The following is a 13,996-nucleotide window of genomic DNA, read 5'->3' on the forward strand; positions in this document are numbered from 1 at the left end:
CGTCGGCGAGCCCGGCCGGGCGGCGCTCAGTTCGCCGAGACCCGGTCGGCGCGGCGGGCGGCGACGTGCTCCACCAGGGCTACCAGCACCACCTTGCCGGACTGCCGGCTGCGCGCGTCGCAGAGTACGACCGGCACGTCCGGATCCAGGTCGAGTGCGCCGCGTACCGCCTCGGTGCTGAACCGTTTGGCACCGTCGAAGCAGTTCACCCCGACCACGAACGGGATTCCCCGGCGTTCGAAGTAGTCCACCGACGGGAAGCAGTCGGCCAGTCGACGGGTGTCGGCCAGTACAACGGCGCCGAGCGCCCCGAACGCCAGCTCGTCCCAGAGGAACCAGAACCGGTCCTGGCCGGGGGTGCCGAAGAGGTAGACCTGGAGATCGGGGTTGATGGTGATCCGGCCGAAGTCCATCGCGACGGTGGTGGTCTGCTTGCCCTCCACCCCGTAGAGGTCGTCGGTGCCGGCCCCGGCGTCGGTGAGTATCTCCTCGGTCTGCAACGGACGGATCTCGCTCACCGCACCGACCAGGGTCGTCTTGCCGACGCCGAAGCCACCGGCGATCAGGATCTTCAGGGCGAGCGGGATTCGCCGCTTCACCGTCGGCCGGTCAGAGAGCTCGGAGGCCATCGACTACCGCCTTGAGGATGTCGTCGTCGGGGAACTGGCGCGAGGTGGGTGGGTCGTACATCGAGATCCGGCCGCTGCCGAGCAGGTCACCGAGGAGTACCCGGACCACCCCCACCGGCAGGTTGAGGTCGGCGGCGAGGTCGGCGACGGTGATCGGCTGCTGCGCCCGTGCGATGATCGCCCGCTGCTCCGGCTGCGGCTGGGCGCCGTCGCCGCCGGTCTCGTCCGGTGGGCCGGCGACCACGAACGCCATCAGGTCGAAGCGACCCGCCGACGGCTGGACCCGGCCACCGGTCACCGTGTACGGCCGGACCACCGGCCCGGCGTCGTCGTCCAGCCAGTCGTGGTGCGGGCCGGGTGCCTCACTGCGCATCTGCCGGCGCCCGCGGTGTTCGGCTCGACGCGGACAGGTTCTGTCCCACCCGGGTCACCAGCATCGCCATCTCGTACGCGATGACACCGATGTCCGACGCCGCACTGGCCAGCACGGCGAGACAGGCACCCTGCCCGGCGGCGGTGACGAAAAGGAAGGCGGACTCCATCTCGATCACGGTCTGCCGGACCGGTCCCGCCTGGAAGTGCCGGCTGGCCCCCTTCGCCAGGCTCTGGAAGCCGGCCGCCATCGCCGCCATGTGCTCGGCGGCCTCCCGCCCCAGCTCCCGCGACGCGGCCATCAGCAACCCGTCCGCGGAGAGCAGTACGGCCTGCTGCGCGGACGGTACCCGCTCCACGAGATCGTCGAGCAGCCAACCGAGATCCGCACCCGGCTTCGTCGTGTGCACCACTCACCCGTCCCCTTCAGAACTCGGAACACCCGGGTCGGCGACCCGGGTGGTTGCCTCGGCGGTGTCGCCGGGGGGTGGAAGTGCCCCGGCGTCCCGTCGTCCCCGTGCCGTGCCGGACTGCAACGCGGCCATCACCGCCCGGATCTGCTCCGGGGTACGCGGCGGTGCCTCGTCCGACTCGCCGTCGGCGTTCCCGCCGGCAGCGGCACTCGCTCCGGCCGGTCCGCCGGGCCGGGTCACCGGCCCGGCCCGCAGTTGCGGGGCGAGACTCTTCTGCCTGATCCGGCGGGGCAGGCCGTCCACGCCGATCGGGCCGGCGGCCGGGCGTGCCGGGCCGCCGCTGGGCGGGACCGCCGGCAGTACGACCGTGTCGTCGTCCATCGCCGGACGTGGCGGCGGTCCGCCGGCCGGCGTCGGCGCGGCCGGCCCGGCCGGGTCGGTGGCGACGTTTGCCGGGATGGTGGGCGCGGCGGCCGGATCGTTCCCCCGCCGGTGCAGGCCGCCGGTCTTCGGCCGCCGCACGCCCGGCTGGGGGCTGGTCTCCGGTCCGTCGTCCCGGACGGGACCGCCGGGGACGGCGGAGTCGTCGGAACCGGTGCGGTCTCCCGGACCGGCAGCGCCCGGACCGGCGGAGTCGGTGGGACCGGCAGTGCCCGGACCGGCGGAGTCGGTGGGACCGGACATGGCCCCCTGGCGGGTGCCGCGCCGGCCAGCAGGGTCTGCTCCGCCGTCGGTTGCCGGGCCGGGTTCCGGTTTCTCCGGCCGGCCGGCGGCGACCAGCGCGGCCAGGGCCGCGCCCGCCTTGCGCCGGGGTCCGAGCCCGGAGGTCGAGCCGGACCCGGAGGTCGAATCGGACCCGGCGGACGAACCGGCGCCCTCCGGGGACGTCCGGGCGGCCCGGCCGGACCGCACGGGCAGTTCCGTCGTCTCCGAGCCGCCCGTGCGGGCGGCGGGCTGGCCGGCACCGCCACCGGCACCGGGACCGGGACCGGAACCGGGACCGGGACCGGAACCGGGACCGGAACCGGGACCGGAACCGGGACCGGGACCGGGACCGGGACCGCTGGGCGTACCGGCCGGCTCGGCGCCCGCTCCGTCGCCCCGGTCACCGCTGACGGTGGCAGGAGTGCCGGTGGCGGCCGGAGCGGCGGGAGTGGGGCCGGGGCTGGAGGTGTCGGGTACCACCAGGTCGCCGGGGATGAGCGCGACCGCCGTCACCCCGCCGTACGGCGAGGAGCGCAACTGGACCCGTACGCCGTGCCGGGCGCCGAGCAGGGCGACCACGAAGAGTCCGAGCCGGGCACTGTTCGCCGGGTCGAAGTCCGGCGGATCGGCCAGCCGCCGGTTGGCCTGCTCGATCGCCTCGGCCGACATGCCGAGCCCGCGGTCCTCGATCTCGATCGCGTACCCGTTGGAGACCACCTGCCCGGTGACCTGCACCCGGGTGTGCGGCGGTGAGAAGGAGGTCGCGTTCTCGACCAGCTCGGCGAGCAGGTGGATGACGTCGCCGACCGCCCGGCCGGCGGTGGCCGCCGGTGCCACGTTCGCCAGGTCGACCCGGGCGTAGTCCTCGACCTCGGAGATCGCACCCCGGATCACGTCCACCATCGGGACCGGGTTGCGCCAGCCCCGCCCGGGGGCCGCCCCGGCGAGCACGACCAGGTCCTCGGCGTGCCGCCGCATCCGGGTGGCCATGTGGTCGAGCCGGAAGAGGTCCTCCAGCTCGTCCGGCTGGGCCGCCCGCCGCTCCATCCTGTCGAGCAGCGCGAGCTGGCGGTGCAGCAGCGTCTGGCTGCGCCGGGCGATGTTGAGGAAGACGTCCCGCAGCCCGCGGCGCAGCGCGGCCTCGTCGACCGCCGACGCGATGGCGGTACGCTGCACCTCGCTGAACGCCTGCGCCACCTGGCCGATCTCGTCCTGCCCGTAGTCCAGCGGTGGCGCCTCGGTCTCGACGTCCACCTCCTCGCCCCTGCGCAGCCGCCCGACCACGTCCGGCAGCCGTTCGTCGGCCATGCTCAGTGCGGCGGCGCGCAGGCCGGTCAGCCGCCGGACCAGGGACCGGCCGATCCGCAGCGCGATCACCGCCGAGAGCAGTACGGCGACGAAGCCGAGCAGGCCGGCAAGCCCCAGCCGGAGCAGGATGCCGGCGGCCACCGGACGGCTGCGGTCGGCGAGCGAGTCGGCGCCGGCCAGCTCGAAGTCACGCAGTTGCCGCTGGACGGAGTCGTAGCTGCCCTGCCACTGGCGGGCGTCGACCGGAAGTGTGTCGCCACCGCCCCGGCCGATCAGGTCGTCCTCCATCCGGCGCAGCCGGACGTACGCGTCGCTCTCGGTGAGCTGCTGGTAGGCGACCCGCTCGGCGTCCGGCAGTTCCGCGGTCGCCGCGGCGTAGAGGAACCGCTGGGTGCCGACGATCTGGACGAACTGGGAGTGCTCGCCCGGGGCGAACCGCCCCGCGCTGAACGCACCGGCGAGCAGCGCGTCGGCCTGGGCCAGGACCTCGCGGGCCCGGCCGAGTTCGGTAAGGCTCCGGGCCTCCCGGGCGAGGGTGTCGTCCGGCAGCGTGTTCAGCGCGGAGAAGGTCCGGAACGCGGCGTCGATGATCCCGCTGTAGAGGCCGAGCGCCCCGCTGGCGTCGACGGTGCGCCGGTCGATGAAGACCCGCCCGGAGCCCAGCGCGTCGACTGCGGTGAGCAGCTGGTCGATCCGGGCGTCGAGCAGGGCACCGGTGGTGTCCCGCAGGTCGGCGTCCGAGGTCCGGCGCCGGAACTCGGCGATCGCCCGGTCGGTCCGCGTCCGCTGTTCGGCGAGGGCGGCGCTGGCGCCCGAGTCGACCAGTTGGCGTACCGAGAGCCGGCGCTCCTGCTGCAACTCCAGCACGAGCGTCTCGCCCGGTCGCCCCACCCCGTCCAGCAGGGTCTGGGCGGCGAGCAGGCTCGACGCGGGTCCCACGGTGAGCGTGGTCGCGAAGATCCAGAGCGCCGACAACGCGAGGATCGGTACGGCGACCAGCGCGACGATCTTCGAGCGGATCGGCCAGTTCTGGGTTTCCATCAGACCTCGCCGGAAGGGGTTACGTCAGGGTCGACACCCGCACCGGCGGCCCGCGGCTCCGGCCAGAGTCCGAGGGTCACGGGCGCGCGTGCCTTCGGCAGGATACGTAATCAACGGCCCCGGCACTACCGGACGTGGGGTCTGCCGTTGCTCCGGCCCGGCAGACGGATCGACAACGGTCTTGCCAAAGTGGGCTTCGACCAGCGTCGATGTGGCGCACTCCGCGCACCACCCGATCCATCCACGTCGGGCGATCGGACCGCCCGGATGAGCACCGCGAACGCGGCTGTACGGGTCGTCGCCCGGTGACCGGCCGGTCCCGGGGAACCGACCGGCCCGTCGGCGGAGACGACCGTGCCGTCCATTGTGGCGATCCGGTGGGCCGGGCCGACCGGATCGCCGGGAGGATTCCTGCCGGATATGTCACTCCCGCACGGTAGCGCCGGATCTCACCCGGCCCGGCCGCCGTCGGCGGGCACCGCCCGGCCGGCGTCGGCGGGTACCGCAGCCGGCTCCTCCGCGCCCCGGCCGGCACCCACCTGCCTCCGCCGGGGCGCTCCGGCCCGGCCCAGCCCGACCGCCAGCACCAGGTACGGCACCGCCAGCAGTCCGAAGACCACGCCGTGCCCGGTGACCGTCGAGGCGAGTGCGTACCCGCCGTACACCCCGACGGTGACGAGTGCGGCGCCGAGCCCGGCCAGCGAGGTCACGGTCGCCCGGGCGGGCCCGCCGATGCTCTCCTGGAGGCGTACCCCGGCCACCAGGCTGGTCATCTGGAGGAGGCAGAACGCCACCGCCACCAGCACGAAGCCCGCCGGTCGGCCGGCCAGCGCCCCGAGGGCCAACGCGATCGAGGCCGCCGCGACCGTGCCGGCGAACCGCCGCGCCGTCAGCCGCTGCCCGAGCGGGGTGAGCAGGCCGCCCAGCATCACCCCGACCCAGACCAGCAGCACCAGCAGTGGCACCCGGGCAACCGGCACCACCTCACCGGCCAGCAGCGGCACGTACTCCTCCAGCCCGCCCCAGACACCGACCATCACCGGCAGGATCAGCAGGGCCCGGCGGACCGCCCGGTTGCCCCGTGCCTCGGCCAGCGCCACCCGCAGGATCGCGAACGGTCCGGCTGCCGCGCCCTCGGCGACGCCGGGTTCGGTGGGGACGGCGGAAACGCCGGATGCCCGGGTGCGGTGTTCCGGCAGCGCCAGCCCGACGGCGGCGCAGAGCAGGCCGGCGAGCACGCTGGCGATGCCGACCGCGGGATAGCCGCCGGCCGCGTAGACCGGGGCGGCGACCGCGATGGCCAGCAGCGCACCGAGCAGGCCGGCCGTGCTGGCCCGGCCGACCACCCGGCCGTAGAGGTCGGCCAGGCGGAGCCGGTCGAGTTCGTCGTAGACCAGGGCCTCGGCGGCTCCGGACTGGAGTGCACCCCGGGCGCCCCAGAGCACGAAGCCGAGCGCGAAGACCCAGTACGAGGGCGCCGCGACCCAGAGCCCGAAGCCGACGGCGCCGAGCAGCGGGGCGGCGACGAGCAGCAGTCGCCGGGAGACGGCGTCGGCGAGGACCCCGGACGGGACCTCCAGGACGACCCCGGTCAGCGACCAGAGAACGAAGAGCGACGAGATCTGCGGTACGGAGAGACCGGTGTCGGTGAAGAGCAGCGCGTACACCGGGTAGAGCAGGACGAACTCGTCCAGGAACGCGTAGAGGTAGAAGGTGGTGACCAGTCGCCGCGCGCGGACTGTCGGCGCGGACGGTGAGGTGACGGGCATGAGGCCTTCCCACGGAACGATTCGGACTCGGATCTCGGGTCACGAAACGTCCGGGCGGGCCCCGGCAGCACGGGCCGGGTCGGCCTCCGGCGCGGAATTAATGTCGGTGCGTCATGCCGGCCAGTCTAAGGCGGTCGACACGCCTCCGGCAGCTCCGTTCCCGACCGGCCCCGTTCGGCCGTTTATCCCGCTCAGGCCCGCTACGAGCGGTTCCTACCGCTCCAACCCGGTTCCCCGTCGCGGGGCACGAAAGTATGCCGGATCTGGATTGGCGATCAGGGACGAGCGGGAATAGCAGAAGACGAAGGAGGAGCCATGTCGCCCATAGAAGTCGTCCTCATCGTCCTTGTGGTCCTCGTCGTGGCTGCGGCCGTACCGGCCATCTGGGTGGCCAGCCGTCGCCGCGCCCTGCGCACCCGGTTCGGTCCGGAGTACGACCGGGTGGTCGCCGAGCAGCAGAGTCGGTCCGCCGCCGAGCAGGAACTCCGGGAACGCGAACGCCGCCACGCCGAACTGACGCTCACTCCGCTCTCCGCCGAATCCCGCCAGCGGTACGCGGCCGACTGGGAGGAGATCCAGGCCCGGTTCGTCGACTCCCCCGCCGAGGCGGTGGGCGCGGCGGACGAACTGGTCACCCGGCTGATCGCCGAGCGTGGCTATCCGGTCGGCGAGTACGACGAGCAGCTCGCCCACCTCTCCGTGGAGCACGCCCGCACCCTGACCCACTACCGGGACGCGCACGAGATCCAACTGCGCAACGAGCGCGGCGAGGCCAGCACCGAGCAACTCCGCCAGGCCGTCGTGCACTACCGCGCACTCTTCGCCGACCTGCTCGGCGAGGACCCCGTACGCCAGCACTCGGACCAGCACCCGGACGGGACCCGTCCGGACACCCCGCAGGACGTACCGAGCCGGTGAGGAGGCACACCGCGATGCGTCACCAGGAACAGCAGACCGACGACGGCGGCACCGACGTGATCCGTTCGGAGCCGGTACCCGTGACCGGTCCCGCCGAGCCGGACGGCCGGCAGCGGAACCGGTATCCGGAGGGTACCGGTGACCAGGGCCCCGACGCGCTCGACGAGCGGGGCTCCTACGACAGCGACCTCGCCACCGACGGGACCGGTCCGGCGTTCCCGTCCGACCCGGCCGCCGGGGCCCGTGCCCGGGACGACCGGCGCGGCGAGAACCGCTCGGCGGAGGACCGGGCCGAGGACGCGGCCCTGGACGACGACGCCCTGCCGGAGCGCTCTCCGGCGCTTCGGGCCGACGGCGCCGACGCCGTTCCGAGCGCCGGTGATCGGGGTGACCTGGCGGACGCCAGCCAGACGGACGCGACCGACGGCACCGACGAGCCGACCGACAGGGTGCCGGCCACCGCCGACGCGGACACCGTCCGGGTCGACCACGTCGCCGACGTCGGGGCTGCCGGCAAGGACACCGCCGACGTCCGGGAGGCCGGCGAGGACACCGCCGACGTCCGGAACGCCGGCGAGGACGCCGCCGCAGACCCGGACGGCAGCATCCGCACCGACGACCCGGACGAGCCGGTCCGCACCGACGACCCGGACGGCGGCACGCGGACCGACGATTCCGACAGCGAGGCCCGGGACCGCTCCGGCAGCTCCGAGTTCCACGCGCCGGCACCGCTGCCCACCAGCTTCGGCGCGCCGACCGTCGGCGGTGCGGTCGCGGCCGCCGCGCTGGCCGGCAGCCACCGCGACCCGCGCAACGAGGACACCGTCCGCTCCGGCGACGGGCCGGCCGACGACCGGATCGACGGGGTCGGCGACGAACGGACCGGAATCACCGCCGGTTCGGGCGTACCGGACCGGAGCCTCGGTGCGGCCGACGCCGCCGGCGCCACCCGGCCCGGCACCCCGGCGGCCGACGCCGACGGATCCGACCCGGCGGTGGATCCGCTGGGCCGGCCGGTGGACTCGACGGCGGTCGGAGTGGCCCATCCGGTGAACCCGGACGTGCTCAGCGCGGGCCACCCCGACGTGGTGGGTGGCGACCTCGACGAGCCGGCGGGGGGCGACGACGCAGGGGCGACGGAATCCCGGGGTACGACCGACGGCGGTCTGCCGCCCGGTGCCGCGCCGGCCGAGCCGATCGTCGCGATCCTCGACGACGAGGCCGTGCGGGGCTTCCGGGACCGGTGGCGGGACGTGCAGCTCCGGTTCGTCGACGACCCGCCGGGTGCCACCGAGGAGGCCCACCGGCTGGTCCGGGAGTCCGTGGCGGCGGTCACCGAGGCGCTGACCCGGCAGCAGGACGACCTCGGCGGCTGGCAGCGGGACGACGCCACCGACACCGAGCAGCTGCGGATGGTGGTACGCCGGCACCGCGACTTCCTGGACCGCCTGCTCGGCCGGTAGCCCGCCGCGCGCCGATCTCCCGACGGCTCCCCGATGCCCGCCGACCGGTGGGTGCCGGGGAGCCGTCGGCGTCCCGGAGAGCCGTCGGCACCAGCGGCAGGCGTGAACGGTCCTCGCGTCGGGTAGTAGGCCCCTCGCCCGACGGGACGGGCCGGGCGGCGGACCGAGCGTACGGACGAAGGTGACGGTGTGGACGGCGGCCTGCGGCTGGACATGAACGCGCTGGACTATCTGATCCTGGCGCTCTACTTCGGCACCGTGCTCGGTGTCGGCATCGCGGCCCGGCGGGCGATCCGGACCAGCGTGGACTTCTTCCTCTCCGGCCGGTCGCTGCCGGCCTGGGTCACCGGGCTCGCCTTCGTCTCGGCCAACCTCGGTGCGTTGGAGATCATCGGGATGGCCGCCAACGGCGCCCAGTACGGCCTGATGACGCTGCACTACTACTGGATCGGCGCCGTACCGGCGATGGTCTTCCTCGGCATCGTGATGATGCCCTTCTACTACGGTTCCAAGGTACGCAGCGTGCCGGAGTATCTGCGGCTGCGTTTCAACCGGCCGGCGCACCTGCTCAACGCGCTCAGCTTCGCCGTCGCCCAGGTGCTGATCGCCGGGGTCAACCTCTACGCGCTGGCCCTGATCATGCAGGCGCTGCTCGGCTGGCCGCTCTGGACCTCCATCGTGGTCGGTGCGCTCATCGTGCTGGCGTACATCACGATCGGCGGGCTCACCTCGGCGATCTACAACGAGGTGCTCCAGTTCTTCGTGATCCTGGCCGGTCTGGTCCCGATCACGGTGATCGGGCTGGCCAAGGTCGGCGGGATCGACGGGCTCTGGGACGCGGTCCGCGGCTCGGACCTGGGCGAGGCCGGGCTGCACACCTGGGCGGACACCGGCAGCACCGAGAACCCGCTGGGTGCGAGCTGGATCGGCGTCGTCTTCGGGCTCGGTTTCGTGCTGTCGTTCGGATACTGGACCACCAACTTCGCCGAGGTGCAGCGGGCGATCTCGGCGAAGGACATGAGCGCGGCCCGGCGTACCCCGATCATCGCGGCGTACCCGAAGATGGTGATCCCGCTGGTCACGGTGATTCCCGGCCTGGTCGCGGTGGTCACGGTGAACGGGCTCGGCGCCGAGACCGGCGACCTGACCTACAACAACGCGATCCCGCTGCTGATGCGCGACCTGCTGCCGACCGGCGTACTCGGGGTGGCGGTGACCGGCCTGCTGGCCTCGTTCATGGCCGGCATGGCGGCCAACGTCAGCGGTTTCAACACCGTCTTCACCTACGACATCTGGCAGACGTACGTCCGGCAGGACCGGCCGGACGGGTACTACCTGCGGGTCGGCCGGATCGCCACCATCGCCGGGGTACTGGTCGGGATCGGCACCGCGTTCATCGCGGCCGGCTTCAACAACATCATGAACTACATCCAGGTGCTCTTCTCGGTGTTCAACGCGCCGCTCTTCGCCACCTTCATCATCGGGATGTTCTGGAAGCGGATGACCGCCTGGGCCGGCTTCTGGTCGCTGCTGACCGGCACCCTCGGCGCGTTCGCCACCTACCTGCTCTACCGGGCCGGGGTGCTGCCGTTCGACTCCGACCTGGAGGAGAGTTTCTGGGGCGCCGGCGTCGCGTTCGTACTGGTGGCGATCGTCACGGTGATCCTCACTCCGCTCACCGCCCGCAAGCCCGACGACGAGCTGCGCGGCCTGGTCTACGGGCTCGCCGGCACTGACGGCCGGGCGGCCCTGCTGGCCGGCGACGGCCGCTGGTACCGCTCGCCGCTGCTGCTCGGCGGGATCGCGGTGGCGCTGTCCGTGCTGCTCTACCTGCCGGTGCTGTGAGTCCGCAGGCCATCGTGGACCGGCCGCGACGGGCGGGGCGGTCAGGAGGAAGGGACGAGGGGATGGAAGACCAGAACCGTCCGCCGGCCGGGACGCCGGTGGACCCCGCCGAGCAGCAGCGCCGGTCGGCCGCCGCCCGGCTGTTCGACATCCGCCGGGTGATCGGTGGACTCTTCGTCGTGTACGGCCTGCTGGTCGGCCTGGTAGGCGTCTTCGACGGCGCCTCGGCGGTGCAGAAGGCCCAGGGCATCCGGATCAATCTCTGGGCCGGCCTGGCGATGCTCGTGCTCGGCCTCGGCTTCCTGGTCTGGCAGTGGCGGCGCCCGATCGACCGGGAGTGACCCCGGACCGCTAGCCCGGTTTCGGTCCCGCTTCCGGCGGGCCTGGTCGGCGGGACAGGTGGAGCAGGCGTGGCCGGCGGGACGGGTGGAGCAGGCATGGCCCGGGTCGTCCGGGGTAGTCGTGCCGGAAGACCGTTTGCACGGGACATCCGGCACAGGAGGGCAGCAGCATGACCGAGCGTGACCCGACGCCGAACCGGCCGCTGGAGGAGAGTCCCGAGGTGGCCGCCGCGATCGAGGACGACACCGCCGTTGCGCAGCTCGCGGCGGACGGTGGGTCGGGTCCCGACAACCCGGACTTCGTGGACCCGGACGACGTTCCCGGTGACTTCCCGCGCACCGAGGACCTGCTCGGCGACCCGCACGGGCAGGGCGCGGGCAGCGCGGGGGACACGCGTACCGGCGCCGAACAGGCGTGGGATCCGGAGGACCTGGCGATGGCACAGGGCCGCGACCCGACACCGGAGAACGTCCGCCGGGCCGGCGCGGAAATGGACCGGGAGGGTACGGCGGCAGCGGTGGAGAAGACGGTGCCCTGAGCCGGACCCGGCCCGGCCCCGGGTCGTCACCGACGGCGGCGGTCCCCGCCCGACGCGTTGCCGCGCCGGCCGGGGACCGCCTGGTGTCGCTGCCGTGCTTTCGTGCTGTTGTCGCTGCCCCAGCTGTCGTCCGCTGGTCAGAGCGCCGGGTAGGCGTTCTGCATCAGCTGGGTGAGCTGCGCCGGGAACCAGGCACCCGAGATCGGGGCACCGTCGAGCGCGCCGCTCATGTTGTTGTTGTTCCGCGGGTTACCGGTGTACGTCGGGTCGCACATCCGGTCGAAGCCCTTGCCCTCGTCGTTGTCGATCTCGGTGCTGGAGCCGTCCGACTCGCCCGGGGGCTTGATCCAGACGTACGCGTCGATCCCGGTGGCCGGGGCGGCCCGGGGCCGCTCACCGAGGCCGGCACCGCTCTGGTTGCACCAGTTGCCGAGGTGGATCCGGCGGTCGATACGGGAGCCGTCGACCTGCTCGTCCACGGTGCCCGAGGTGACCGCGGCGGTGGGCCGGTCCGGACCGCCCCAACCGTTACGCGAGGTGTCGATCAGCATGCCGATGCTGCTGGAGAAACCCTGCGAGACGAGCTCGGTGCGCAGGGCCTGGGCGAAGCGCTGCTCGTCCACGTACCGGTTGTAGTCGATCCACTTCGAGAGCCGGTTCTGCTCGGTCACGTTGAGGTAGGGCTCGACGGTGGCCGAGTAGTTGGCGGTGTTGGCGATGAAGCCGTGCACGTTGGCGGTGGTGCTGCCCTCGGCGCGGGCGGCCTCGGCGAAGAGCTGCGCGGAGGGCCGGAAGTTGTCGTCCCACCCGATCCAGCCGTGGTGGCCGGCGTCGATGTAGTTGTAGACGTTCGGCACCGCACCGAGCTTGGCCAGGGCGTAGCCGACACCCTTGACGTAGTTGCCGTTGGCCTTCATCGTGTCGCACTGCGCGGTCGCGGTCTCCCGCGGCGACACGTTGGTGACCAGGTTCGGCAGCGAGTCGATCTCGATGATCGCGATGATCCGCAGGTTGCGGTACTTGGTGTCACCCATGATCGCCGCGATCGGGTCGATGTACTCGGTCTTGTACCTGCCCAGTGCGTCGGCCGGAAGCTCACCGTTCGAGGCCAGCGCCGCACAGTCCCGGCCGGGCAGGTTGTAGATGACGAGCTGGATGTAGCCGGCGTTCTGCGCCAGCGCCTCGTCCAGGTGGTCACGCAGACCCATGGCACCGTTCGAGCTGCTGTCCGGGGTGCCCTCGATCGCCGCGATCCGGTCCAGCCAGACACCGGTCGGGTTGCTGGAGATCCGGTTGCCGCCGGAGACGCTCTCCGCCTTGGCCTTCCACTCCGGGTTCACGTAACCCCGGGCGCCCGCGTACGGGTTGTCCACCCGGGCGGAGGGGTTCCCCGTCGGGCCGGTCGTCGGACCAGTGGTCGGGCCGGTGGTCGGGCCGGTCGTCGGCCCGGTCGTCGGGCCGGTGGTCGGCGCGGTGCCGTTGCAGGTGGTCCCGTTGACGCTGAAGGACGTCGGCGCCGGGTTGCTGCCACTCCACGAGCCGTTGAACCCGATGCCGGTGGAGGCGCCGGTGGCCAGGTTGCCGTTCCACGCCACGTTGGTGGCGGTCACCTGGCTGCCGGACTGGGTCCAGTTGGCCGACCAGCCCTGGGTGACCCGCTGGTTCGAGTCCGGGAAGGTGAAGCGGAGGGTCCAGCCGTTGATCGCGTCACCGACGTTCCGGATGGTGATGTTGGCGCTGAAACCACCCTGCCACTGGTTGGCGCTGTAGGTGACGCTGCAGCCGGGGGCGGCCTGCGCCACCGATGCCGGAAGGGTGACCAGACCGGCGGCGACCAGAGCGCTCGCACCTGCCACCGCGACGGCTTTCTGCCGGACGGACAATCTACTCCGTAAATTCATGCCACTGATCTCCTTGGGCCAGCCGGTCACGACAGGCGGAACCGGCGCGGCGGTCACATGGACGTCACGTCAGGTGGGTACGTCCGTGGACGCCATGGGGGACTGCGGTAAACCCGCCCCGGACGACGGGTGCATCTTGGTGGTGGTGCCGGCCGCCTGCTGAGCGGCCGTGGTGACGCCGTCCGGCGAACCGGCTGCCCTCGGCGTCTGCTGCGCGGTGTGGCTCCCCCAGCACAGTGGATGAATTCTTGCATGGGAGCGCTTCCACCACAACACCCGGGAAATGATGGATGACGATTCCCGGCTCGCGTGGGCCATCGAGGCTCGTCATCGCGACCTGCGGCGGCAGGGCCGGGTGGTCACAGTGGACCCGTCAGCCCGCAGCCTACCCCCAGCCGCCCGAGGTGCAAGGAAGGGCCTCCGCATATCGCTTTCTGTTGTAGCGGAGGCCCTTCCGCACACCGTCGGCCGGCTCGAGCGGAACCGGACGAGCGACCCCGGATCTCCCGGACGCGCCGATCAGGCGCTCGGCGCCGGTAGCCGAGCGTTCGCGGCCAGCCGTCGCCTCGGAGGAGGTTCTCGCCCTCCGGTGCGGAATCCCGCACTCCCCGGTCCGGTCGGTGCGGCAGGGACCGGAGCCGCCCGGCCGTCGCCACAGCTCCCAGGCGGTGCCTCCGGGCGCCTTGAGTACCCGTTCGGGGAAAAGGCGAGAAAATCCGATGAAAGCTCACAAATTCGTTAATCTCGGTCAT

At 72.7% G+C, this 13,996-nt stretch carries 11 protein-coding genes; 5 read left to right on the forward strand and 6 right to left on the reverse strand.

All coding sequences use genetic code 11. From position 1 onward, the window contains the following. Positions 1 to 26 precede the first annotated feature (26 nt). The 5 genes from ACN28A_RS06710 to ACN28A_RS06730 form a co-directional block, all read right to left on the reverse strand. Positions 27 to 629, reverse strand: a complete 603-nt coding sequence (locus ACN28A_RS06710) for a GTP-binding protein (protein ID WP_421393378.1) — start codon at positions 627 to 629, stop codon at positions 27 to 29. Then, a complete protein-coding gene (locus ACN28A_RS06715; RefSeq protein WP_278063886.1) occupies positions 610 to 1,002 on the reverse strand; it encodes a DUF742 domain-containing protein in 393 nt (130 codons plus the stop codon). Before ACN28A_RS06715 ends, ACN28A_RS06710 begins: the two co-directional genes overlap by 20 nt. Beyond that, positions 992 to 1,414, reverse strand: a complete 423-nt coding sequence (locus tag ACN28A_RS06720) for a roadblock/LC7 domain-containing protein (RefSeq protein ID WP_421393381.1) — start codon at positions 1,412 to 1,414, stop codon at positions 992 to 994. Before ACN28A_RS06720 ends, ACN28A_RS06715 begins: the two co-directional genes overlap by 11 nt. Continuing rightward, positions 1,415 to 4,468 (reverse strand): nitrate- and nitrite sensing domain-containing protein, encoded by a 3,054-nt coding sequence (locus ACN28A_RS06725; protein WP_421393382.1) that lies wholly within the window; start codon positions 4,466 to 4,468, stop codon positions 1,415 to 1,417. It lies immediately after the preceding gene. 449 nt (positions 4,469 to 4,917) lie between these two features. After that, entirely contained in the window at positions 4,918 to 6,237 is a 1,320-nt protein-coding gene (locus ACN28A_RS06730) for an MFS transporter (protein WP_421393384.1), read from the reverse strand. 315 nt (positions 6,238 to 6,552) lie between these two features. On the opposite strand from ACN28A_RS06730, the gene ACN28A_RS06735 reads away from it, so the two are divergent. The 5 genes from ACN28A_RS06735 (at position 6,553) to ACN28A_RS06755 (ending at position 11,343) form a co-directional block, all read left to right on the forward strand. Further along, positions 6,553 to 7,155, forward strand: coding sequence for a hypothetical protein (locus ACN28A_RS06735; RefSeq protein ID WP_421393386.1), 603 nt, complete (start codon positions 6,553 to 6,555; stop codon positions 7,153 to 7,155). Positions 7,156 to 7,169: 14 nt separating this feature from the next. Beyond that, positions 7,170 to 8,618, forward strand: a complete 1,449-nt coding sequence (locus tag ACN28A_RS06740) for a hypothetical protein (RefSeq protein WP_421393388.1) — start codon at positions 7,170 to 7,172, stop codon at positions 8,616 to 8,618. Between the two features lie 213 nt (positions 8,619 to 8,831). Next, positions 8,832 to 10,463, forward strand: coding sequence for a sodium:solute symporter family protein (locus ACN28A_RS06745; RefSeq protein ID WP_421404200.1), 1,632 nt, complete (start codon positions 8,832 to 8,834; stop codon positions 10,461 to 10,463). A gap of 62 nt (positions 10,464 to 10,525) precedes the next feature. Next, the gene (locus ACN28A_RS06750; protein ID WP_421393390.1) at positions 10,526 to 10,804 is read left to right on the forward strand and encodes a hypothetical protein; all 279 of its coding nucleotides are present in this window, start codon (positions 10,526 to 10,528) and stop codon (positions 10,802 to 10,804) included. A gap of 170 nt (positions 10,805 to 10,974) precedes the next feature. Continuing rightward, positions 10,975 to 11,343, forward strand: coding sequence for a hypothetical protein (locus tag ACN28A_RS06755; protein WP_421393392.1), 369 nt, complete (start codon positions 10,975 to 10,977; stop codon positions 11,341 to 11,343). A gap of 137 nt (positions 11,344 to 11,480) precedes the next feature. On the opposite strand, the gene ACN28A_RS06760 is transcribed toward ACN28A_RS06755, so the two are convergent. Then, positions 11,481 to 13,244, reverse strand: a complete 1,764-nt coding sequence (locus ACN28A_RS06760) for a glycoside hydrolase family 6 protein (protein ID WP_421393394.1) — start codon at positions 13,242 to 13,244, stop codon at positions 11,481 to 11,483. Positions 13,245 to 13,996 lie beyond the last annotated feature (752 nt).

Source organism: Plantactinospora sp. WMMB782 (assembly GCF_049179135.1).
Lineage (GTDB): Bacteria > Actinomycetota > Actinomycetes > Mycobacteriales > Micromonosporaceae > Plantactinospora.